The 22,458-nt window shown below is 73.5% G+C and carries 22 protein-coding genes; 15 read left to right on the top strand and 7 right to left on the bottom strand.

Annotation, left to right across the window (positions count from 1 at the left end; translation table 11 throughout):
* Window positions 1–227: 227 nt before the first annotated feature.
* Window positions 228–2,768, top strand: a complete 2,541-nt coding sequence (locus tag ACIBBA_RS02735) for an ATP-dependent Clp protease ATP-binding subunit (protein ID WP_350873515.1) — start codon at window positions 228–230, stop codon at window positions 2,766–2,768.
* 566 nt (window positions 2,769–3,334) lie between these two features.
* Here ACIBBA_RS02735 and ACIBBA_RS02730 read toward each other — a convergent pair.
* Entirely contained in the window at window positions 3,335–4,246 is a 912-nt protein-coding gene (locus tag ACIBBA_RS02730; protein WP_396693069.1) for an A/G-specific adenine glycosylase, read from the bottom strand.
* Window positions 4,247–4,342: 96 nt separating this feature from the next.
* Here ACIBBA_RS02730 and ACIBBA_RS02725 point away from each other — a divergent pair, with 96 nt between their 5' ends.
* From ACIBBA_RS02725 to ACIBBA_RS02715, 3 genes are all read left to right on the top strand, one after another.
* The gene (locus ACIBBA_RS02725; RefSeq protein WP_396693067.1) at window positions 4,343–4,855 is read left to right on the top strand and encodes a glycine cleavage system protein R; all 513 of its coding nucleotides are present in this window, start codon (window positions 4,343–4,345) and stop codon (window positions 4,853–4,855) included.
* The gene (locus ACIBBA_RS02720) at window positions 4,852–5,448 is read left to right on the top strand and encodes a peptide deformylase (protein ID WP_396693065.1); all 597 of its coding nucleotides are present in this window, start codon (window positions 4,852–4,854) and stop codon (window positions 5,446–5,448) included. Before ACIBBA_RS02725 ends, ACIBBA_RS02720 begins: the two co-directional genes overlap by 4 nt.
* A 205-nt stretch (window positions 5,449–5,653) precedes the next feature.
* Window positions 5,654–6,367: a hypothetical protein gene (locus ACIBBA_RS02715; RefSeq protein WP_396693063.1), complete on the top strand. Its 714-nt coding sequence runs from the start codon at window positions 5,654–5,656 to the stop codon at window positions 6,365–6,367.
* Window positions 6,368–6,373: 6 nt separating this feature from the next.
* Here ACIBBA_RS02715 and disA read toward each other — a convergent pair whose 3' ends face one another.
* The 4 genes from disA to ACIBBA_RS02695 form a co-directional block, all read right to left on the bottom strand.
* Window positions 6,374–7,558: a DNA integrity scanning diadenylate cyclase DisA gene (gene disA, locus ACIBBA_RS02710; protein WP_357055728.1), complete on the bottom strand. Its 1,185-nt coding sequence runs from the start codon at window positions 7,556–7,558 to the stop codon at window positions 6,374–6,376.
* A 130-nt stretch (window positions 7,559–7,688) separates the two neighbouring features.
* Window positions 7,689–9,143, bottom strand: coding sequence for a DNA repair protein RadA (gene radA / locus ACIBBA_RS02705; protein ID WP_357055731.1), 1,455 nt, complete (start codon window positions 9,141–9,143; stop codon window positions 7,689–7,691).
* Window positions 9,144–9,230: 87 nt separating this feature from the next.
* Window positions 9,231–10,001 (bottom strand): hypothetical protein, encoded by a 771-nt coding sequence (locus ACIBBA_RS02700; protein WP_396693061.1) that lies wholly within the window; start codon window positions 9,999–10,001, stop codon window positions 9,231–9,233.
* 140 nt (window positions 10,002–10,141) lie between these two features.
* Window positions 10,142–10,981, bottom strand: a complete 840-nt coding sequence (locus tag ACIBBA_RS02695) for a UbiA family prenyltransferase (RefSeq protein ID WP_396693059.1) — start codon at window positions 10,979–10,981, stop codon at window positions 10,142–10,144.
* 46 nt (window positions 10,982–11,027) lie between these two features.
* On the opposite strand from ACIBBA_RS02695, the gene ACIBBA_RS02690 reads away from it, so the two are divergent.
* From ACIBBA_RS02690 to ACIBBA_RS02675, 4 genes are all read left to right on the top strand, one after another.
* Window positions 11,028–11,783: a methyltransferase domain-containing protein gene (locus ACIBBA_RS02690; protein ID WP_396693057.1), complete on the top strand. Its 756-nt coding sequence runs from the start codon at window positions 11,028–11,030 to the stop codon at window positions 11,781–11,783.
* 44 nt (window positions 11,784–11,827) lie between these two features.
* On the top strand, window positions 11,828–13,000 hold the full coding sequence (locus ACIBBA_RS02685) for an acyl-CoA dehydrogenase family protein (RefSeq protein WP_396693055.1): 1,173 nt from the start codon (window positions 11,828–11,830) through the stop codon (window positions 12,998–13,000).
* 67 nt (window positions 13,001–13,067) lie between these two features.
* Window positions 13,068–14,126, top strand: a complete 1,059-nt coding sequence (locus ACIBBA_RS02680) for a type III polyketide synthase (protein WP_396693053.1) — start codon at window positions 13,068–13,070, stop codon at window positions 14,124–14,126.
* A gap of 23 nt (window positions 14,127–14,149) precedes the next feature.
* Window positions 14,150–14,746 (top strand): hypothetical protein, encoded by a 597-nt coding sequence (locus ACIBBA_RS02675; protein ID WP_396693051.1) that lies wholly within the window; start codon window positions 14,150–14,152, stop codon window positions 14,744–14,746.
* Between the two features lie 43 nt (window positions 14,747–14,789).
* Here the strand turns inward: ACIBBA_RS02675 and ACIBBA_RS02670 are convergent, their stop codons facing one another.
* On the bottom strand, window positions 14,790–15,485 hold the full coding sequence (locus ACIBBA_RS02670; protein ID WP_396693049.1) for a hypothetical protein: 696 nt from the start codon (window positions 15,483–15,485) through the stop codon (window positions 14,790–14,792).
* 329 nt (window positions 15,486–15,814) lie between these two features.
* Here ACIBBA_RS02670 and ACIBBA_RS02665 point away from each other — a divergent pair, with 329 nt between their 5' ends.
* The 4 genes from ACIBBA_RS02665 to ACIBBA_RS02650 are packed head-to-tail and all read left to right on the top strand — an operon-like array spanning window position 15,815 to window position 18,588.
* A complete protein-coding gene (locus tag ACIBBA_RS02665) occupies window positions 15,815–16,300 on the top strand; it encodes a CarD family transcriptional regulator (protein WP_007073334.1) in 486 nt (161 codons plus the stop codon).
* A gap of 56 nt (window positions 16,301–16,356) precedes the next feature.
* Window positions 16,357–17,052 (top strand): 2-C-methyl-D-erythritol 4-phosphate cytidylyltransferase, encoded by a 696-nt coding sequence (gene ispD, locus ACIBBA_RS02660; protein WP_396693047.1) that lies wholly within the window; start codon window positions 16,357–16,359, stop codon window positions 17,050–17,052.
* Between the two features lie 14 nt (window positions 17,053–17,066).
* Window positions 17,067–17,552 (top strand): 2-C-methyl-D-erythritol 2,4-cyclodiphosphate synthase, encoded by a 486-nt coding sequence (gene ispF / locus ACIBBA_RS02655; RefSeq protein ID WP_396693430.1) that lies wholly within the window; start codon window positions 17,067–17,069, stop codon window positions 17,550–17,552.
* A gap of 10 nt (window positions 17,553–17,562) precedes the next feature.
* Window positions 17,563–18,588 (top strand): tetratricopeptide repeat protein, encoded by a 1,026-nt coding sequence (locus ACIBBA_RS02650; protein WP_396693045.1) that lies wholly within the window; start codon window positions 17,563–17,565, stop codon window positions 18,586–18,588.
* A 49-nt stretch (window positions 18,589–18,637) separates the two neighbouring features.
* Here the strand turns inward: ACIBBA_RS02650 and ACIBBA_RS02645 are convergent, their stop codons facing one another.
* Window positions 18,638–19,804 carry a homogentisate 1,2-dioxygenase gene (locus tag ACIBBA_RS02645; RefSeq protein ID WP_396693043.1) on the bottom strand — a complete coding sequence of 389 codons (1,167 nt, stop codon included), beginning with the start codon at window positions 19,802–19,804 and terminating at the stop codon, window positions 18,638–18,640.
* Between the two features lie 120 nt (window positions 19,805–19,924).
* Between ACIBBA_RS02645 and ACIBBA_RS02640 the strand changes: the two genes are divergently transcribed.
* The 3 genes from ACIBBA_RS02640 (at window position 19,925) to ACIBBA_RS02630 (ending at window position 22,447) form a co-directional block, all read left to right on the top strand.
* Entirely contained in the window at window positions 19,925–20,794 is an 870-nt protein-coding gene (locus tag ACIBBA_RS02640; protein ID WP_396693041.1) for a hypothetical protein, read from the top strand.
* Window positions 20,791–21,990, top strand: a complete 1,200-nt coding sequence (fahA, locus tag ACIBBA_RS02635; protein ID WP_396693039.1) for a fumarylacetoacetase — start codon at window positions 20,791–20,793, stop codon at window positions 21,988–21,990. Before ACIBBA_RS02640 ends, fahA begins: the two co-directional genes overlap by 4 nt.
* A gap of 247 nt (window positions 21,991–22,237) precedes the next feature.
* Window positions 22,238–22,447 carry a DUF397 domain-containing protein gene (locus ACIBBA_RS02630; protein WP_396693037.1) on the top strand — a complete coding sequence of 70 codons (210 nt, stop codon included), beginning with the start codon at window positions 22,238–22,240 and terminating at the stop codon, window positions 22,445–22,447.
* Window positions 22,448–22,458: the final 11 nt, after the last annotated feature.

Here is a 22,458-nt window from a genome sequence, read left to right as displayed (position 1 = left end):
GCGAATTTCGCTCTGCGCGTAGCGCCGGAGGTGCCGGAACACCTTCTGAGCGCGCACGGTTGTGCAAAACGACGCGAACCCGGCTCCCCCCGGAGACACACGACCTCAGCTGAGTCGGTCCGCGGCGATAGAGTAATGAGGCACGGACGCCCGTCCCGGACGTTCGCGCACCGGCCCCGCCAAGATCTTGACCATCAAGGCGCACGGCACGTGAGGAGCACGAGGGCATGTTCGAGCGGTTCACCGACCGAGCGCGACGGGTTGTCGTCCTGGCCCAAGAAGAGGCCCGGATGCTCAACCACAACTACATCGGTACGGAACACATCCTGCTGGGCCTGATCCACGAAGGTGAAGGCGTCGCGGCAAAGGCCCTGGAGAGCCTCGGCATCTCCCTGGAGGGCGTCCGCCAGCAGGTCGAGGAGATCATCGGCCAGGGCCAGCAGGCGCCGAGCGGGCACATCCCGTTCACGCCGCGGGCCAAGAAGGTGCTGGAGCTGTCGCTGCGCGAGGCGCTGCAGCTCGGCCACAACTACATCGGCACGGAGCACATCCTGCTCGGTCTGATCCGCGAGGGTGAGGGCGTCGCCGCCCAGGTGCTGGTCAAGCTCGGCGCCGACCTCAACCGGGTCCGCCAGCAGGTGATCCAGCTGCTCTCCGGCTACCAGGGCAAGGAGCCGGCCGCGGCGGGCGCCGCGCCGGGCGAGGCCGCGCCGTCCACCAGCCTCGTGCTGGACCAGTTCGGCCGTAACCTGACCCAGGCCGCCCGCGAGGGCAAGCTCGACCCGGTCATCGGGCGCGAGAAGGAAATCGAGCGGGTCATGCAGGTGCTCTCCCGCCGTACCAAGAACAACCCGGTCCTGATCGGTGAGCCGGGCGTCGGCAAGACCGCCGTGGTCGAGGGGCTGTCCCAGAAGATCATCAAGGGCGAGGTGCCCGAGACGCTGAAGGACAAGCAGCTCTACACGCTCGACCTCGGTGCGCTGGTCGCCGGTTCCCGCTACCGCGGTGACTTCGAGGAGCGCCTCAAGAAGGTGCTCAAGGAGATCCGCACCCGGGGCGACATCATCCTCTTCATCGACGAGATCCACACCCTGGTGGGTGCGGGTGCCGCCGAGGGCGCGATCGACGCGGCGAGCATCCTCAAGCCGATGCTGGCCCGGGGTGAGCTGCAGACCATCGGCGCCACCACCCTCGACGAATACCGCAAGCACCTGGAGAAGGACGCCGCGCTCGAGCGCCGGTTCCAGCCGATCCAGGTGGGTGAGCCCTCGCTGGCCCACACCATCGAGATCCTCAAGGGGCTGCGCGACCGCTACGAGGCGCACCACCGGGTGAGCATCACCGACGCCGCCCTGGTGGCGGCGGCGACCCTGGCCGACCGCTACATCTCCGACCGCTTCCTGCCGGACAAGGCGATCGACCTGATCGACGAGGCCGGTGCCCGGATGCGCATCCGCCGGATGACCGCGCCGCCAGACCTGCGCGACTTCGACGAGCGGATCGCCCAGGTCCGCCGCGACAAGGAGTCCGCGATCGACGCGCAGGACTTCGAGCGCGCCGCGCAGCTGCGCGACAAGGAGAAGCAGCTCCTTGGCCAGAAGGCGCAGCGGGAGAAGGAGTGGAAGGCCGGTGACCTGGACGTCGTCAGCGAGGTCGACGACGAGCAGATCGCCGAGGTGCTCGGCAACTGGACCGGCATCCCGGTCTACAAGCTGACCGAGGAGGAGACCTCGCGCCTGCTGCGCATGGAGGACGAGCTGCACAAGCGCGTCATCGGCCAGGAGGACGCGGTCAAGGCGGTCTCGAAGGCGATCCGGCGTACCCGGGCCGGCCTGAAGGACCCGAAGCGTCCGTCGGGCTCGTTCATCTTCGCCGGTCCGTCCGGCGTCGGTAAGACCGAGCTCTCCAAGGCGCTCGCCGAGTTCCTCTTCGGCAGCGAGGACGCCCTCATCCAGCTGGACATGTCCGAGTTCCACGACCGCTACACGGTCTCCCGGCTCGTGGGTGCCCCTCCCGGCTACGTCGGCTACGACGAGGGCGGGCAGCTGACCGAGAAGGTGCGGCGTCGGCCGTTCTCGGTGGTCCTCTTCGACGAGATCGAGAAGGCCCACCCGGACGTCTTCAACACGCTGCTCCAGATCCTGGAGGACGGTCGGCTCACCGACGGTCAGGGTCGGATCGTGGACTTCAAGAACACGGTCATCATCCTGACCACCAACCTCGGCACGCGCGACGTGGCCAAGGCGGTGTCGCTGGGCTTCCAGGCGTCGGAGGACTCCGAGTCCAACTACGACCGGATGAAGCAGAAGGTCAACGACGAGCTCAAGCAGCACTTCCGGCCTGAGTTCCTCAACCGGATCGACGACACCATCGTCTTCCACCAGCTGCGCGAGTCCGAGATCCTTTCGATCGTCGACATCATGATCCAGCGGATCGAGACGCAGCTGCGCAACAAGGACATGGGCCTGGAGCTGACCGACAACGCCAAGAAGTACCTGGCGAAGAAGGGCTTCGACCCGGTTCTCGGCGCGCGTCCGCTGCGTCGCACGATCCAGCGCGACATCGAGGACAACCTCTCCGAGCGGATCCTCTTCAACGAGCTGACCCCGGGTCAGATCGTGGTGGTGGACTGCGAGGGCGACCCGGCCGACATCGACAAGTCCAAGCTCGTCTTCCGGGGCGCGGACAAGCCGGTGGAGGTGCCGGACGCCGTGCCGGCGGACCTCGGTGGCGCGGCCACCGCGGGTGCGGACGACTCGGCGGCGTGAGGCTAGGCGAATGTGACGGGGCCCCGGTGGCGTAAGCCACCGGGGCCCCGCCCTTTGTCCCCGCCCCGCCCGGCCGACCCGGCACTCCCGCCTTTGCACTCGCCTTGCACGCCGTTCCGGGGCTGGCCCGGCTCTCGCACGTGCCAGGCCAGTCCGACTCGGCTATCGCGCCCGAATGCCACGCCGGCCCCGATGAGCTCGCCGTGCCAGCCCGACCCGCGCGCCTGGCCGCTGGCATCCGCTCTGCGGATGCCGGCCAGCTGATCAACTCGGGTTCACAGAAATCGGGCCCACCAGGGGTGACCGGACACCCGACATCCCGGATCCCGAGTTGACCAACTCGATCAACTGCATGTCGGCGACATTGCGCTTTCCGCGCCGGCCGGACACCCCCATGTCGGCGACACGGAGTGGATCAACGCCGCGCCGGCAGAGTCGGCGCCGGCCGGACGCCGGCATGTCGGCGACATTGCGCTTTCCGCGCCGGCCGGACACCCCCATGTCGGCGACACGGAGTGGATCAACCGCGCGCCGGCAGAGTCGGTGCCGGTGGGAGGCGCCGGTGGTCAGTGGGTGAGGTCGGCGACTGGCAGGGGCGGGCCGTCGCCGACGAGGCGGAACGTGTCCGGGCCGGCTGGCTCCACCAGGCCGTCCTGCACCAGGCCGGCCAGGGCGCGGGCCCGCTGGACGTCGTCCGTCCACACCTGGTCCAGCCGCTGAAGCGGCACCGGGCCGGTCGCCTCCCGCAGCATTCCGAGCAGCAGGCCGCGGACCTGCCGGTCGGTGCCGGCGTACCGCTGTGGCCGGCGGGTGGGCCCAGCCGGCGCCTCCTGCCCGGACGCCCGCCACGCGCAGCTCGACTCCACCGGGCAGCGGGCGCAGTGTGGTGTCCGGGCGGTGCAGATCACCGCGCCCAGCTCCATGAAGGCCGCGCTGGCCAGCGCCGCCGCAGCCGGCTCCAGGGGCAGTAGCTCCTCGGTGGCGACCAGGTCGGCGGGGCGGGTGGTCGGCCCGGCGTCCGGTTGGCCGGCGACGGCCCGGCAGACGACGCGACGGACGTTCGTGTCGACCACCGGGTGTCGCTGCCCGTACGCGAACGCGGCGACCGCCCGGGCGGTGTACGTGCCGACGCCCGGCAGCGCCAACAGCTGATCCAGCCGGTCCGGGACCTCCCCGCCGTGCCGCTCCACGATCGCGACCGCGCACTCGTACAGCCGTACCGCCCGGCGTGGGTAGCCGAGCCGCCCCCACATCCGGATCGCCTCAGCCGGGCTCTCCTGCGCCAGCGCGGCCGGCACCGGCCACCGGGCGAGCCACGCCTCGAAGGCGGGCAGCACCCGGACCACCGGCGTCTGCTGGAGCATCACCTCGCTGACCAGGATCGCCCAGGGGCCGACGTCCGGCTTGCGCCACGGCAGGTGGCGGGCGTTCTCCTCGTACCAGCGGCTGACCAGGGTGGCGAAGTTCGGTTCAGTCATCGTGCCGCCGATGATGTCACGCGGGCCGGTCCCGGAGGATGGGCGGGCTGGGCGGGGCGGCGCGGGTACCGGTGGCGGATCGGGCAGAATGCCCGGATGAACGAGCTCGCGATCACCGTCATCGGCCGGGACCGGCCGGGCATCGTCGCCGACGTCGCCGAGGTGCTCGCCCGGCTGGGCGCGAACCTCACCGACAGCACCATGACCCGGCTGCGGGGACACTTCGCGATGACCCTGATCTGCGTCGGGCCGGCCGCCGCCGATGTCGAGGCCGCGCTGGCGCCGCTCGCCGCCGACGGCCAGCTGCTGGCGACCGTACGGGCGGTGACCCCGGACGGCGAGGTCGCGCCGGGCGGCGAGCCGTACGTGGTGGCGGTGCACGGGGCGGACCGGATGGGCATCGTCGCGGCGATGACCCGGGTGCTCACCGACGCCGGCGGCAACGTCACCGATCTGAGCACCCGGCTGGTCGGCTCGCTCTACGTGGTGCTCGCCGAGGTGGACCTGCCGCCCGGCACCGTCGACACCCTCACCGGCCAGCTGGACCGGGCCGCCGCCGAGTTGGGCGTCGAGGTCACGATCCGGCCGGCGGATCCGGACCTGCTGTGACGGGGGACGTACGGGAGCCGGAGGCCGACCGCACCGGCACGGAGTACGCCGGGCTCGGCGACTGGACACCGGAGACGCTGACCGTGCCCGGTGAGGTACGTGCGGTGGTCGCCGCCCCGCACCAGGCGCTGAGCCAGGCGGGCGGCGAGGTGGACCCGACCTCGGTGGAGACGGTACGGCTGGCCGCCGACCTGATCGCCACCATGCGGGTCTCGCCCGGCTGTGTGGGTCTCGCCGCCCCGCAGATCGGCGTGGGCGCCCGGGTCTTCGCGGTGGACGTGACCGGGCATCCGAAGGCGGTCACCGTGCACGGGACCTTCGCGCTCTGCAACGCGCGGTTGGTCGAGGCGACCCGCTGGAAGCCCGGCCGGGAGGGCTGCATGTCGGTGCCGGATCTCACCGGGGACGTCAAGCGGGCCAGTCGGCTGGTCGTCGAGGGGGAGTTGCCGGGCAGCGGCGCCACGGTCCGGCTCGTCACCGACGGTTTCGAGGCGCGCGCGCTGCAACACGAGATCGACCACTGCGCCGGCCTGCTCTTCCTGGACCGGGTGGCCGGGGCGCACGCCATCTACCAGCGCAAGGTCTATCTCTGAGTCGCCGGACGACGCCGCCGAGCCGATCGTGGGCTGGGCCGCGGCACCACCGGTGGGCGTCGGCGGGGAGGGACACGTCGGCTCAGCATTCCGCCGCGGCGAGCGGATCTGACGTCCATAGTGGACCGCCGGGCCGACCCGCGGGTGAACCTGCCGGCGCGTCGCGCAGGTGTGCCGGCCGGCGCGCGGCTACGGTGGGGGCATCATGCGTCTGACGGTCGGCCCCCTGGCACCCGCCGTGTACTGGCGGCGTCGCGCCGTCGTACTCGGAGCGGGGCTTCTCTTCCTGATTGTGCTGCTCTACTCGTGCACCGGGTCGGGCAACAGCGGCGACACCCCGCGGGCCGGGTCGTCCCCGAGCTCGACGGCCACCCCGGGGCCGACGGGTTCGGTGCTCACCCCGCAGACCGGGGCGCCGCCGCCGGAGGCGTCGGACGACCCTGACGTCGCCGAGCCGTCCACCGAAGCGTCGGTGTCGCCGGCCGACGATCCGCCGGTGGCGCCGGCCGCCGGGACGAACGACGGAAGCTGCACCGACACCGAGATCAGCGTGACCGCGGTGGCGCTGCCCTCCTCGGTAGGGCGCGGCGCCGTGGTCGACCTGCACTTGAAGATCAAGAACCGGTCGGACCGGACGTGCAGCCGGAACGTGGGCGCCGACCTGCAGGAGCTGTTCATCAAGTCCGGCGCCGAGAAGGTCTGGTCCTCCGACACCTGCGGCACCGGCAAGGGCTCCGACGTGCAGTCGTTCACCCCCGGCTTCGAGCGCTCCTACCAGGTCGGCTGGAACGGCCGGGACACCAGCCGGTGCGCGAACGGGCTGGCCGCCGGCCCCTACCCGCCGGCCGGGACCTACCAGGTCTTCGCCCGGGTGGGCACCAAGCTCAGCGATCCGGTGAAGCTGACCATCTCGGGCTGAGCCCGGTCAGACGTAGCGCTCCAGGATGGACGCCTCGGCGAGCCGGGAGAGCCCCTCCCGGACGCCGCGCGCCCGGGCGTCGCCGACCCCCTCGACCGCCTGGAGATCCTCCACGGTCGCGCCGAGCAGCCGCTGCAGGCTGCCGAAGTGCACGACCAGTCGGTCGACCACCGCCACCGGCAGCCGCGGCACCTTCGCCAGCAGCCGGAAGCCGCGCGGGCTGACCGCCGCGTCCAGCGCGTCGGAGGCGGCCGGATAGCCGATCGCCTTGGCGACCGAGACCAGGTCGATCAGCTCGGTGGCGCCGAGCAGGTCCAGCTCGACCAGCGCCTCGTCGAGGGTGCGGGACTTGCGGCCGGCCGGGAGGTAGTCCCGGATGACCAGCGTGCGGTCGGCGTCGACCCCCGCCATCAGCTCGTCGAGCTGGAGCGCGAGCAGGCGGCCGTCGGTGCCCAGCTCGACCACGTAGCCGGCGATCTCGTCGGCGATCCGCCGGACCATCTCCAGCCGCTGCACCACCGCGACCGCGTCGCGCACGGTGACCAGATCCTCGATCTCCAGCGCGGAGAGCGTGCCCGATACCTCGTCCAGCCGGAGCTTGTAGCGCTCCAGGGTGGCCAGGGCCTGGTTGGCCCGGGAGAGGATCGCGGCCGAGTCGTCCAGCACGTGCCGCTGGCCGTTGACGTAGAGGCTGATGATCCGCATGGACTGGCTGACCGAGATGACCGGGTAGCCGGTCTGCCGGGCCACCCGCTCGGCCGTGCGGTGCCGGGTGCCGGACTCCTCGGTGGGGATGGACGGGTCGGGCATCAGGTGCACGGCAGCCCGGACGATGCGGGTGCCGTCGCTGGAGAGCACCACCGCGCCGTCCATCTTGCACAACTCGCGGACCCGGGTGGCGGAGAATTCCACGTCGAGCGGGAAGCCGCCGGTGCAGAGCCCTTCGACCACCTTGTCGTAGCCGAGGACGATCAGGGCGCCGGTGCGGCCCCGCAGGATCCGCTCGAGGCCGTCGCGCAGGGCGGTGCCGGGCGCCATCAACGCGAGGTTGGCGCGCAGCGGGTCACCGCCGGTGGCTCCGGCTGCCCCGGTCACGTTCACGCTGATGGGACGGGCCGGCGAGCCCACGGCAGCGGTGCGGGCGTGAGGCGTCGCGCCGGCAGGCTTGGTGGTGTCGCGGTCGATCGGCACGGGCACAGTCTACGGACTGGCGTGCGGTGGGTGCTGTCGCGGTTACTGTGATGTGTCACGATGCCCCGCCCGGCCCTCGACATGCTGTCCGGTATCGCCCGTGCGGTCCGGCCGCGCCGGCCACCCTCGGTCACCCCGCCGACGCGCGCGCCGCACACTGCAGCGCCGCTCGGACGTCGGTGACCTCCGTCACCTGAAGCTGCTCCGACGCCACCCCGGTCGACTCGGGGCCGCATCCGGGCGGGACGAGCGCGACGCGGAACCCCAGCCGAGCGGCCTCCGCGAGGCGGCGCGGCACCGCCCCGACCCGGCGGACCTCGCCGGTCAGCCCGACCTCGCCGATCGCCACCAGGTGCGGCGCGATCGCCAGGTTGAGCCCGCCGGACGCGACGGCGAGGGCGACCGCGAGGTCGGCGGCCGGCTCGACCACCCGGATGCCGCCCACGGTGGCCGCGAAGACCTCCCGGTCGTGCAGGGTGAGCCGCTCGGTGCGCCGTTGCAGCACCGCCAGCACCATCGCCAGCCGGGCCGAGTCGAGACCGGAGACCGTGCGGCGGGGCGAGCCGGCCACCGTCGCGCCGATCAACGCCTGCACCTCGGTGACCAGCGCCCGTCGCCCCTCCATCGCCACCGTGACGCAGGTGCCGGGCACCGGCTCGGAGTAGCGGGTCAGGAAGAGCCCGGACGGGTCGGCCAGGCTGGTGATGCCGCCCTCGTGCATCTCGAAGCAGCCGACCTCGTCGGCGGCGCCGAACCGGTTCTTGACGCCGCGCACCAGCCGCAGCGAGGAGTGCTTGTCGCCCTCGAAGTGCAGCACCACGTCGACCAGGTGCTCGAGCACCCGGGGGCCGGCGACCTGGCCGTCCTTGGTGACGTGGCCCACCAGCACGGTGGCGATGCCGCGCTCCTTGGCCACCGAGACCAGCGCGGCGGTGACCGCCCGGACCTGGGTCACCCCGCCGGGCACCCCTTCGGTGCCGGTGGTCGAGATGGTCTGCACCGAGTCGAGCACCAGCAGCCCCGGCTTGACCGCGTCGAGGTGGCCGAGCACCGCGGCGAGGTCGCTCTCGGCGGCCAGGTAGAGCTGGTCGTGCAGGGTGCCCATCCGCTCGGCGCGCAGCCGGACCTGGCTGACCGACTCTTCGCCGCTGACCACCAGCGAGGGGCTGCCCGCCCCGGCGGCCCACTGCTGGGCCACGTCGAGCAGCAGAGTCGACTTGCCCACCCCCGGCTCGCCGGCGAGCAGCACCACCGCGCCCGGCACCAGGCCGCCGCCGAGCACCCGGTCGAGCTCGCTCACCCCGGTCGGTCGGGCCCGGGCGGGCGCGGCGCTGATGGTGGCGATGGGCCGGGCCGGCTCGGCCGGCATCCGCGAGCTGACCACCCGGCCGGAGACCGTCGGGCCAGTCACCGTGCACTCCACCACCGAGCCCCACTCGCCGCACTCCGGGCAGCGCCCCACCCACTTGGGCGGCTGGTGGCCGCAGGCGTCGCACTCGTAGGCGGGCCGGGGGTCGCGGCCGGTGGCGCGGCCGCGACCGGTCGCCGCGCCGCCACGGGGGGAGGTGGATCGGGGCGTGGTCACAACAGGACGCTAGTCCTGTCGTACGACGAAAACACCGCCGGCGTGGTGGTCGCCACGCCGGCGGTGTCAGTCGTAGTTCTGCGGGGGTCAGCCGCCGTGGCCGGCGCCGCCCTCCTCGGAGGTGTCCCCGTGGCCGCCCTCACGCTCGACGATGGGCGACGGCCGGGCGCCCGGGGTGAGCGGCACCGCAACCGGGGCGGGGCCGGTGACCGCGTTGCCGTTGCCGAAGTCGAAGGTCACGGTGACGATCTGCCCGGAGAGCAGCGCCTCGTCGAGGCCGATCAGCTGGAGCAGGTGCTCGCCCTGCTCGTTCAGCTGGACGTAGCTGAGCGGCGCGATCTCGATCCGGGCCGGCTGGCCGGCCGGAGCCGACGGGCTGGCCGACTCGGACGGGCTGGCGGAGCCGGACGGGCTGGCGGAGTCGGACGGGCTGGCCGAGGCGGAACCGCTCGGCGTGGCCGACCCGGACGGGCTCGCCGACGCCGACTCCGACGGGCTGGCCGAGGCGGACGCGGAAGCGCTGGCCGACGCGCCGGTACCGCTGATCACGACCTCGCGGGCGTCCTCGCTGCTGACGGTGACCGTGACCGGGTTCGGCGAGTCGTTGTAGATCACCGCGTTGAGCAGCGCGTTCTCGCCCGCCTTGTAGCCCTCGGTGCCGGGGAACGCCACCAGCAGGCCGCGGACCGACAGCTGACCGTTGCCCGTGGTGAGGTTGACGCCCTGGACCGACGGCTCCTTGTTGGCGGTCTCGGCGATCTGGCCGGCGCCGCACCCGGACAGCAGCAGGCTGGTCGCCGCTGCCGCGCCGGACAGCAGCAGGGCCGCCCGCCGGGAACCCCTGATCGAGCGCGTCACGTCGGTCCTCCTCGTCACGATCACACCCGGTGCGTACGCCGGGCACGGCTGGCCATGCCCGCGCAGACCGCGCTCCAGGGTAGTTGGAGCTGATCGAGGCGCGCACGCCGACCCGGGGATGCCACCTCGGGGGGTGACGCTCAGACCACCCGACCACTGGTGACCAGCAGAACCACGTCGATGAGCGCCACCAGCATCACCGCCCGGAAGGCCGCGACCGGCCGCCGCCCGGCCCGGGACGCCGCACGCCCGCCGTACCAGCCGAGGGGTGGCACCACGACGGCGACCAGCACCGCGACGAGCCCGACCCCCGACGGCGGCCCGGGTGGGCCGAAGACCAGGATGCCGGTTGCGGCGAGCAGCAGCCCCGCCGCGGCGGCCCGGCTGGCGGCCGGGCCGATCCGGTGCGGCAGCCCGCGCACCCCCGTTCGGGCGTCGTCGTCGAGGTCCGGCAGGACGTTGGCGAAGTGCGCGCCGGCGCCGAGGCAGGCCCCGGCGGCGACCAGCCAGACCGGCGGCGCCGGTGCCCCGGGCAGCGCCAGCACGATGAAGGCGGGCAGCGCCCCGAAGGAGACCGCGTAGGGCAGCACCGACACCGGGGTGGACTTCAGCGGCCAGTCGTAGAGCAGCGCGGAGACCAGCGCGACGGTGATCCATACGGCGGCGGCGGGGGTGGTGGCCAGCGCCAGCAGCGGGGTGGCGAGCGCGGCCACCGCCGCGGCCCGGGCCACCGTGCGCCGGCCGACCACGCCGGCGGGGATCGGCTTGTCGGTACGCCCCACCGCGACGTCCCGGTCGGCGTCCAGCGCGTCGTTGGCCCAGCCGGTGGCGAGCTGGCTGGCCAACACCGTGGCGACCACGGCGGCGATCCCGGCCGGCCGGTGCCCGACGCCGGCGGCGAGCAGGCCGGTCACCACGGTCACCGCCGCGGCCGGCTCCGGATGGCTCGCCTTGACCAGCCCTAACACCCTTGTCGACATAAGGGAAGTCTGGTCGTTACCGGGGAGTCGTGCCACGCTCGTTGCCATGCGAGACGCGGCTGCGGCGCCCACCCCTGACCGGGTGCTGCCGCCCAACGATCCGCGGCAGTACGACGACCTGGCCGGCGAGTGGTGGCGGCCCGATGGTGTGTTCGCGATGCTGCACTGGCTCGCCGAGGCTCGGGCGGCCCTGGTGCCGCCGGCCGACCGGCCCGGCGCGTTGCTCGTCGACCTCGGATGCGGCGCCGGGCTGCTCGCGCCACACCTGGTCGGCAAGGGCTACCGGCACGTGGGCGTCGACCTGACCCGGTCGGCGCTGGTCCAGGCCGCCGCGCACGGGGTGACCGCGGTCAACGGCGATGCCACCGCGGTGCCCCTGGTGGACGGCTGCGCGGACGTGGTGGCCGCCGGAGAGCTGCTGGAACATGTGCCTGACTGGCGGCGCGCGGTGGCCGAGGCGTGCCGGCTGCTCCGCCCGGGCGGCCTGTTGGTGCTGGACACCCTGAACGACACTGCGGTGAGTCGGGTGGTGGCGGTCCACCTCGGCGAGCGGCTGCCGACCGTGCCGCGGGGCATCCACGATCCACGGTTGTTCGTGGACGCTCGGGCGCTGGTCGCCGAATGCGCCCGGCACGGCGTCGAGCTGCGGCTGCGCGGCGTCCGGCCGGAGGTGCGCGGGCTGCTCGGTTGGCTGGTCCGCCGGATGCGTAACGCCGGCGCGCCGGCCGGCCGCGCGCCGCGGATCGTGCCGACGCGCTCGACCGCGGTGCTGTACCAGGGCTGGGGGGTCCGGAAAGGATAGTCGGAGACCGGCGGGGGTATTGGCACGCCGAGAAGGGGGCGGACATGACCGTGCACGCGCTGGAGGCGGCCCGCCGGTTGGCGCCGCGACTCGCCGCCCGGGCGGCGGAGCACGACCGGGACGGGGTCTTCCCGGTCGACGACTTCCACGATCTGCGGGAGGCCGGCCTCTTCGGCCTGATGGTCCCGCGGGAGCTGGGCGGGCAGGGCGCGACCTTCGCCGAGTACGCGGCGGTCGCCACCGAGCTGGCCCGGGGCAACGGAGCCACCGCGCTGGTGTTCAACATGCACGCCTCGGTCACCGGCGCGCTCGGCGCCGTCACCGAGGAGCTGGCCGAGGCGCTCGGCGTACCGGACGAAGCCCTCGCCGCCCGGGACCGGCTGCTCGCCGCGGCGGCCCAGGGGGCCTGGTACGCGGTGGCGATGAGCGAGCGCGGCGCCGGTGCCCGGCTCTCCCAGCTCAGCACGGTCTACGAGCCGGTCGAGGGCGGCTGGCACCTCAAGGGGAGCAAGACCTTCTGCTCTGGCGCGGGGCACGCCGACGGCTACCTGGTGGCCGCCCGCAGCGCCGCCGACCAGTCGGTGGTCTCCCAGTTCCTGGTTCCCGCCGCCGGCGCGGCCGGGATCACCGTCGAGCCGACCTGGGACTCGCTCGGCATGCGCGCCACCGCCTCGCACGACCTGCACCTGGACGTGACGGTGCCGGCCGACCGGCTGCTCGGCGGGGTGGAGGGGCTCGCCCTGGTGGTCGCCCAGCTCATGCCGCACTGGCTGGTGGCCAGCTACGCCGCGGTCTACGTCGGGGTGGCCCGGGCGGCGATCGACGCGGCTGCCGAGCACCTCAACGCCCGCAACCTCGCCGGCCTGCCGGCGGTCCGGGCCCGGCTCGGCCGGGCCGACGCGGCGGTGGCCGCGGCGCAGCTGGTGGTGGCCGAGGCGGCTCGTCGGGTGGACGAGGCGCCGGGCGACGACGAGACCAATCGCTGGGTGTGGCGGGCCAAGCTGCTCGCCGGCACCACCGCCGCCGACGTCGCGGCATCCATGTTGGAGGCGGCGGGCACCTCGGCCACCCGACGGGGCCACCCGCTCGAGCGGCTCTACCGGGACGCCCGCTGCGGCTCGCTGCATCCGGCCACCTCGGATGTCTGTGCCGACTGGCTCGGCATCGCGGCGCTGGGCGGCGACCCGGACCGTGACGCATCGGCGCCTCGTTGGTGAGCGTGGAGCCACCCGGGGTCGTCCCGGGTCGGGGGAGGGGCTCCGGAAGGGCAGCGTCGGACGAGAGGTGGGCATCGTGTCCGTACCGGTGATCGCGGGCCTGGGGACGGCGCAGCCGCCCTCCGCCCGGCAGGACGAGTTGTGGGAGGGCTTCTTCTCCCGGCACTTCTCCGGCACCACCCGGGCGTTGGCTCAGCGGATCTTCGCCAACTCCGGCGTCACCCGCCGGCAGGCCGCGGTGAACCCGCTGCTGGAGGACGTCTCCGACTGGCCGACCGAGCGGCGGATGCGGCGCTACCAGGTGGAGGCCCTGCCGCTGGGGAAGGAGGCGGTCGGCCGGGCGTTGACGGCGGCCGGCCTGGACGCGGGCGACATCGGCCTCTTCGTGGTCTGCTCGTGCACCGGCTACGCGACACCGGGGCTGGACATTCTGCTCGCCCGCGACCTCGGCATGGCCCCGCACACCCAGCGGATGTTCGTCGGGCACATGGGCTGTTACGCGGCCCTGCCCGGGCTCGGCGCGGCCAGCGACTTCGTCACCGCCCGGGGCCGCCCCGCGCTGCTGCTCTGCGCGGAGCTGACCAGCCTGCACATCCAGCCCTCCACCGCCCGGGTGGACACCCAGCAGATCGTCTCGCACGCGCTCTTCTCGGACGCCGCGGTCGCCGCCGTGGTGCTGCCCGGCGGTCCCGGGTACGCGCTGCGCGAGGTCACCTCGGTCACCGACACCTCGACCGCCGACCACATGACCTGGGACGTCACCGACGCCGGTTTCCGGATGGGGCTCTCGCCGAAGGTGCCGCAGGTGCTCTCCTCGCACGTGCGGGGCCTGGTCGATGACCTGCTGGCCCGGCATGGCACGACGGTCGCCGAGGTGGACGGCTGGGCGGTGCACCCGGGCGGTCCCCGGATCCTCAACGTGGTCGAGCGGGAACTCGCGCTGCCGCCCGAGGCGCTGGCGGCGTCCCGGGCGACGCTGGACGAGCACGGCAACTGCTCGTCGCCGACCGTGCTGCTGATCCTGGACCGGCTGCGCCGGGCCGCCGCGCCGCCGGAGCGGATCGTCATGCTCGCCTTCGGCCCCGGGCTGACCCTCTACGCCGTCCTGCTGGATCGACAGGGCTGAGCGCCGGGCCGTACGCTCGCCGGGTGAGGGTCGTGGCGGGAGACCGGCTGAGCGCCGGCGTGCTGACCGGTGCGACCGTGCTCGCCCTGGTCGTCGGGGGCTGGTGGTGGCGGGCCAACGCCCCGGTCACCGGCCCGGCGTCCGGCGGGGCCAGCCCCCCGTCGGCGGACGCCGAGCGCTTCGTGTCCACTGACTCCGACACCGGCGCGGTCTTCCACGTGGACCCGTCCACCGGCGCCGCCTTCCGGGTCGACCGGGCGCCCGACGGCGGCGACCCGGGCGAACCGCAGTCGCGTGGCGAGGACGCCGACGCCGATCTGCCCTGGTCGCCCGACACCTACTGGCGGGAGCGGACGACGCTGAGCCCGGAGCGGGGCGTGACCCGGCAGTCCGCCGGTGAGGACGGCGTCCGCTACCTGTTGCAGGGTCGCTGCTCGGGGCCGGGCGAGCTGCTGCTCGTGATCACCGGTTCGCGCTCCGACGAACGTTCCCAACCGACCTGCGACGGCTCGTTGCAGGTGCAGGTGGTGACCGGGGCGGGCAAGCCCATCCGGATCTCTTTGACGACCGTGGACAGCGAACCGGTCCGGATCGAGGCGCAGCTCGTCGGGCTCGACTGACCGCAGCGCAGACAAGGGCGGCGAGCGCGGCCCGGCCGCCGGCTCAGGCGGCCAGCCGGGCCAGGTCGGCGCGGTAGGAGCCGACCGGGCCGAGGTCGGGGTGCACCGAGACCACCAGGCCGGCACGGTCCACCAGCACCGCGCCGAGGGCACCTGGCCGGGGTGGCAGGTGCAGGAACGAGCGCAGGCCGTCCGTGGGGTCGGCGAGCGCCCGTACCGCGGCTGCGCCCGCTGTGGGCGTGGCCGGTTCGGCCCCGAGGTGCGTGACGGTGACCACGGTGACCCCCGGTGGCGCAGCGGCGATCGCCTCGGCGACCCGCTCCGGGCAGGTGCAGGAGTCCACTAGGATGATCACCGCGGGCACCAACCCGCGCAGCGGGACCGGTGTCTGCCCGGCGTCGACCAGGTCCAGGGCGGGCAGCGGCCGGCCGATCAGCGCGGCCGGTGGGGCGTAGGGGCCCGGGCTCGGGCGGTCGGTGGTGCGCGTCGAGCGGGGCCAGTTGACCGCTACCAGCCCGGCGAGCGTGGTGAGGACGGCGACCAGCAGGACCAGCAGCGGCAGCCCGAGCGGTGGACGCCCGGCCGCCCGGCGGGCGGCCCTGCGTAGTTCCCGGCGCACCTGCGCGGCCTCGGGCGCGAGCGCGGTGGCGTCGTCGGGGACGACCACTCGGCCCCACTCCGGTGGTAGGTCGGGCAACCCTTCGGGCGGCCCGTGGCCTTCAGCGTCCGGCATGCCCATCGGACCCCCTGAAACCGTCTCGGAGAGCGGACAGCGGCTCACCTTCCAGCCTCCCGCACCGGGGCCGGGTCCCGCTACACCTGGGCGCGATAGCGGCCAGCGGGATACCATGGGAGGAGCGCGTAGCCCTTGATCTCGGCGTTCCGTTCACCCGTACCGGGATGTCATCCCTACGTTACGGAGCGTGTCCGAACCATTGGTTTGACTGCCTGTCAAGCCGAAGAAATACCTCTCACAGGGCCCCTGAGCTGCGCCAACGGTCAGGACAGCGGTGAGACATCGGTGCCTGAGCGTGTTACCCTAGACACAGCGAAAGGGGTTTCGAACCTATGGTTTTCAGTGTCGGCGAGACCGTTGTTTACCCCCACCACGGGGCCGCACTCATCGAGGCAATCGAGACTCGGGTCATCAAGGGCGAGCCTAAGCAATACCTCGTCCTGAGGGTCGCGCAGGGTGACCTGACGGTCCGGGTGCCGGCCGAGAACGCCGAGATCGTGGGTGTGCGCGAGGTGGTCGGCGAAGAGGGCCTGGGCAAGGTCTTCGACGTTCTCCGGGCTCCGCACACCGAGGAGCCGACCAACTGGTCGCGGCGTTACAAGGCGAATCTGGAGAAGCTGGCCTCCGGCAACCCGCTGAAGGTGGCCGAGGTCGTGCGTGACCTGTGGCGCCGGGAGCGGGAGCGGGGTCTTTCCGCGGGCGAGAAGCGCATGCTCGCCAAGGCCCGCGACATTCTCGTCGGCGAGGTCGCGCTGGCCGAGAAGAGCACCAAGGACGAGGCGGAGACGCTGCTCGACAAGGTTCTGACCGAGGCCTAGTCCGCACAGCATCGACGTACCCACTTCGTGGCGAACAAACCACCGAGGACCGCGACGTGACCGCGCAGCTCAATCCGCGCGGTGACGTCGCGGTCCTCGTTCCTGCGGCGGGTGCCGGCGTACGGCTCGGCCCGGGCCGGCCCAAGGCGCTGCGCCTGCTCGCCGGAGAGTCGCTGCTGGTGCACGCGGTGCGCCGGCTCGCCGCAGCCGGATCCGTGCACACCATCGTGGTGGCGGCCCCGGCCGCCGAGGTCGACGCGGTCCGGGCCCTGCTCGCTCCGGTGGCGCCGGTGATCGTGGTGCCCGGCGGAGCGGAGCGGCAGGCCTCGGTGGCCGCCGCGCTGGCCGCCGTGCCGTCGGGTCCGGAGATCATCCTGGTGCACGACGCGGCCCGGGCGCTCACGCCGCCCGAGCTGGTCGAGGCGGTGGCCGCAGCGGTCCGCTCGGGTCGGCACGCGGTGATCCCGGTGCTCCCGGTGGTAGACACGATCAAGGAGGTCGGCGCCGAGGAGGTCGTGCTCGGCACCGTGGACCGCTCCGCACTGCGGGCGGTGCAGACCCCGCAGGGCTTTCGCCGGTCGGTGCTGACCGCCGCGCACGCCGCAGCGGGTGACCCGCTCACCGACGATGCCGGCCTGGTGGAGAAGCAGGGCGTCCCGGTCTTCTGCGTGCCGGGCTCCGAGTACGCCCTCAAGATCACTCGACCGTTCGACCTGGCGCTGGCCGAGCATCTGCTGGCCGCGGCCGGCTGACGTCGTACTCTCTGATCATGATCGTTCCCCGGGTCGCCATCGGCACCGACGTGCACGCCTTCTCCGCCGGCCGGCCGTGCTGGGTGGCCGGCCTGCTCTGGCCCGACCAGGACGGCCTGGCCGGGCACTCGGACGCCGACGTCGCCGCCCACGCGGCCTGCAACGCGCTGCTCTCCGCGGCGGGCCTCGGCGATCTGGGCGCCAACTTCGGCGTCGACCAGCCGGAGTGGGCCGGCGCGTCCGGGGTCGCGCTGCTCACCGAGACCGCCCGCCGGGTCCGCGACGCCGGCCTGACGATCGGCAACGTCTCGGTGCAGGTGGTCGGCAACCGTCCGAAGATCGGGCCGCGCCGGGAGGAGGCCCAGCGGGTGCTCTCCGAGGCCGTGGGCGCGCCGGTCACCGTCTCCGCCGCCACCACCGACGGGCTCGGCTTCACCGGGCGGGGCGAGGGGCTCGCCGGCGTCGCGGTCGCTCTGGTCTACGACACCCCGGCCGCCTAGGCTCGCCGCGATGTCCAACGACGCCGCTCCCGACCAGTCCGCCGCCGACGGCTACCTCCAGCGCGCCCAGCTCCTCGCCGAACTCGGGCGCTACGACGAGGCCGCCGCCGAGGTCGCGTACGCGGTCGCCCTCGAACCGGAGAACGCCGCCGCGCTCACCCTGCTGTCCCGGGTGCACCTGGCCGCCGACCGGCCGGCCGAGGCGCTCACCGCCGCCGACGCCGCGCTGGCCGCCGCGCCGGGCACCGTGCCGCCCCTGGTCGTGCGGGGAATGGCCCTGGCCGACCTGGAGCGGTACGCAGAGTCCGCCCGGGCAGCCGACGAGATCCTGGCTCTCGGCCCCGATGACGCGTACGCCCAGTTGAGCGCGGCGGCCATCCTGGCCGGCTCGCGCAACGGCCAGCTGGCGCTCAACGCGGCCTGGCGCGGGGTCGAGCTGGCCCCCGACGAGCCTCGCGCACATCTGGTGCTCGGCATGGTCGCGGCCCGGCTGGAGCTGTTCGACCTCGCCGAGCGGGCCTACCGGGAGGCGCTGCGGCTCGATCCGCAGCTCGCCGAGGCCCGGCACGACATGGGTGTGATCCGGCTGGAGCAGCGGCGCTGGAGCGAGGCGTTGGAGCACCTTGCGGAGGCCGCCGCGATGAACCCGGGCCGGGTCGACTCGGGCCGGACCATCTCGGCCGGCCTGCGCCAGCTCATCGTCTACGGCGCCGGCTGGTCGATGATCACCGCTGTGCTGATCGCCTGCCTCGCCCCCGGCAGCGCCGGCCTGTCCCGCTTCGCCGCCGCCCTCGCGGCGGTCGGCGGGGCCGCGGTGGTGTGGCGTTTCGCCGCTCGGATGCCGGGGCTGTCCCGGACGATCCTGCCGGGTCTGCTCCGCTCCGACCGCACCCTGGCCCTGGCTGTCTACGCGGCGGCCGCCGCACCGGTGCTGATCCTCGTCTACGCCCTGGTCGGCACCCCGTGGCCGCTGGTGCTCGCCATCGCCACCGCCGCCACCGCGGAACTCGTCGTCTGGTTGCGTACGCCGGTGTGAGCACGGCCGGCGGCGGTCCGCCGGCCTGGCCGGGCCAGGGCGACGGTGCTCAGGGGCGGCGCGCCCAGGTCCAGGCGTAGCCCGGGTCCTCGCAGGTGGCGGCGGCTTCGCAGAGGTCGAGCGGGCGGAAGGTGTCGACCATGACGGCCAACTCGTCGAAGAAGTCCACCCCGATCGAGCGTTCGGCGGCACCCGGCTGCGGGCCGTGGGTGAAGCCGGACGGGTGCAGCGAGATCGAGCCCTGCTCGATGCCGGAGCCGCGCCGGGCCTCGTAGTTGCCGCCGGTGTAGAAGAGCATCTCGTCGGAGTCGACGTTGTGGTGGTTGTAGGGCACCGGGATCGCGTCGGGGTGGTAGTCGACCTTGCGCGGTACGAACGAGCAGATCACGAAGTTCGGGCCCTGGAAGGTCTGGTGCACCGGCGGCGGCTGGTGGATCCGGCCGGTGATCGGCTCGAAGTCGTGGATGGAGAACGCCCACGGGTAGAGGTGCCCGTCCCAGCCGACCACGTCGAAGGGGTGGTGGGCGTAGACGTGCCGGGTCCACCCGCGTCGGTGCCGGACCAGCACCTCCACCTCCTCGCCGTCGACCAGCAGCGGCGCGTCCGGCCCGCGGACGTCGCGCTCGCAGTACGGCGAGTGCTCGAGGAACTGCCCGCGCACCGAGAGGTAACGCTTGGGCGGGCCGATGTGGCCGGCCGCCTCGATGGTCAGCAGCCGGACCGGCTGGTCGCCGGTGGGCACCAGCCGGTGGATGGTCGAGGTCGGGATGATGACGTAGTCGCCGGCCAGCGCGTCGAGGGCGCCGAACGTCGACTCGACCCGCAGCGTGCCCGACTCGACGTAGAGGCAGTGGTCGCCGGTGGCGTCGCGGAAGAGCGGTGACGGCCGGTCGGCCAGCACGTACGCGATCCGGACGTCGTCGTTGGCCAGCAGGTACTGCCGGCCGAGCACCGGATCGGCGCCGGCCGAGTCGAGCTTGTGGGTGCGCAGGTGCCGGGGCTTCAGCGGCAGGTTCGGCGCCCGGGTCCAGGTCGGCGGCGCGAACTCCTCCGCCGCCAGGATCGCGGTCGGGGCGTACCGGTGGTAGAGCAGGGACGAGTCGGAGGAGAAGCCCTCCTGGCCCATCAGCTCCTCGGCGTAGAGGCTGCCGTCGGGCTGGCGGAACTGGGTGTGGCGCTTGCGCGGCAGCTCGCCGACGCTGCGGTAGTGCGGCATCTCGCCTCCCGATAGGTCCCGTGCCCGGCCGGCCCGTCCGCCGCCCGGCCGCTCCCGAGGGCGTCCGATAATCGGACGCGGTTGTCCGTTCCTTGCCAGCGTCGCGTACATTCTTGTTCCGTGTCAACGCAGGTGCCCGCGCTCCTCGACGGCCTCGTGGACGACGCCGCCGTCTTCCCACCCGGCAGCGCCGCGCTGCCCGACGCCGTCGCCGCCCACCGGCGGCACCGCACGGCCTGGTACGCCGACCTGGTCGGCCCGCTCCTGGTCCCCGCCTCGGCTGTCGCCGCCGGTGAGCTGAGCGGTCTCGTCGACCCGGCTGAGGGCTTCGTGGTCGGGGTCGTCGGTGACACCGGCATCGAGAGCCTGCCCCTCGCGCTGTCGTTCCTCGCGCCGGACGGCGTGACGGCCCGTCAGGTGCAGGTGGCGGTCGCGAGACGGGGCGAGGATCCGCTCCCCGGGATCACCAGCCTGCTGCGTCTGCTGGACAGGCTGGCGGGCGTCGACGCCGTCTACGCCGAGGTGCCGCTCGCCTTCGGGCTGATGGGGGCGCTGGACGCGCTCGCCGCGGCCCGCGCCGACGGGCTGCCGGTCGCGGCGAAGTTCCGCACCGGTGGGCTGGCCGCGGAGCTCTTCCCGACCCCGAACGAGCTGGCCGCGGTGATCTGCGCCTGCCGCGACCGCGACCTGCCGTTCAAGCTGACCGCCGGGCTGCACCACGCGGTCCGGCACCTCGACCCGGAGACCGGGTTCACCCACCACGGGTTCGCCAACGTGCTGGCCGCCACGCTCGCCGCCGCCGAGGGCGCGGGCGTGCCGGCCGTCGCCGAGCTGCTCACCGCGGCCGACCCGCGCCCGCTGGTGCAGCAGGTGGAGGGCCGGCTGGACGCCCCGCGCCCGCTGTGGATCGGCTTCGGCTCGTGCAGCATTGAGGAACCACTGACCGATCTGACCCGGCTGCGGCTGGTGAACGGGGGCGAGGACGCATGACCTGGGTGACGGGTGCCGAGGGCTCGCCGTACGGGGTGGCCAACCTGCCGTACGGGGTCTTCGCGCAGGACGGGCGCGAGCCCCGGATCGGCGTACGGATCGGGAACTTCGTGCTCGACCTGGCCGGCGCCGAGGCGGCCGACCTGGTGCTGGCCGGCGGCGCCCTGTGCTCGCCCACCCTGAACGACTTCCTGGCGCTCGGGCGTCCGCAGTGGACCGCAGTGCGGCAGCGGCTGACCGAACTGCTCACCGACCCGGCGCACCGGGCGGCGGTGGAGCCGCTGCTGGTGCCGCTGGGCGAGGTGCGGATGCAGCTGCCCTTCGAGGTCGCCGACTACGTCGACTTCTACTCCTCGGAGCATCATGCGGGCAACGTCGGGCAGATCTTCCGGCCGGGGCAGCCTCCGTTGCTGCCCAACTGGAAGCACCTGCCGATCGGCTACCACGGTCGGGCCGGCACGGTGGTGGTCTCGGGCACCCCGGTGATCCGCCCGAGCGGCCAGCGGGCCGGCGCGGCCGGTCCGGTCTACGGCCCGTCGGTCCGGCTGGACATCGAGGCCGAGGTCGGCTTCGTGGTCGGCGTACCCAGCCCGCTCGGCAGCCGGGTCGGCGCCGAGGACTTCGCCGACCACGTCTTCGGCGTGGTGCTGGTCAACGACTGGTCGGCCCGGGACATCCAGGCGTGGGAGTACCAGCCGCTGGGCCCGTTCCTCGGCAAGTCCTTCGCCACCTCGGTCTCCGCGTGGGTGACCCCGCTGGACGCCCTCGGCGACGCGTTCGTGCCGGCGCCGGAGCAGGACCCGCCGGTCGCCGACTACCTGCGCGACGTGCCGCACCTCGGGCTGGACCTCCGCCTGGCGGTCGAGTGGAACGGGGAGCGGGTCAGCGAGCCGCCGTTCGGCACCATGTACTGGACGCCGGCCCAGCAGTTGGCCCACCTGACCGTCAACGGCGCGTCGCTGCGCACCGGCGACCTCTACGCCTCCGGGACCGTCTCCGGCCCCGAGCGCGGGCAGGTCGGCTCGTTCCTGGAGCTGACCTGGGGCGGCGCCGAACCGGTGAAGCTCGGCACGGGGGAGACCCGGACCTTCCTCGAGGACGGCGACACGGTCACCATCACCGCGACCGCACCGGGCCCGGACGGCACCACCATCGCCCTCGGCGAGGTCACCGGCACCATCCTTCCGGCCCGCTGAACCGCGGAGTCGACCGGGCCGCAGAGTCGGGAGCCCGACACTGTCGGGGCGCACCGGCCTGCGGCCAGCCGGCGGTTCCGGATGTCCGATCGTGATCATCTGTTGATCGCACCAACTGTGCGATCAAGGCCGTACCCTCCCGCGTTGATCGCTCCGGATTCCGTCGCCCCGTCGCGCCGGTCCGGGCCGGCCCGCCGGTCGCGACCGGTCGGGACGGGGCGTGTCACCGCACAGGGAGGTAGTCACGATGCACGATCTGGCCGGCGCCGTCTGGCGCACCAGCAGCCGCTCCAACGACCAGGGACTCTGCGTGGAGGTGGCGGACAATCTGGTCGACATCCTCGGCGTCGTCGGGGTACGCGACTCCAAGGACCAGGCCGGCCCCACACTCGCGGTCAGCCCGCCGGGGTGGAGCGCCTTCGTCGACGCGATCCGGGGCGGTCAGTTCGACCGCTGACCGCTCGGACC

This window comes from Micromonospora sp. NPDC051006 (assembly GCF_044456245.1).
Classification (GTDB): Bacteria; Actinomycetota; Actinomycetes; order Mycobacteriales; family Micromonosporaceae; genus Micromonospora.
This window is presented reverse-complemented; position numbering and strand designations above follow the sequence as displayed.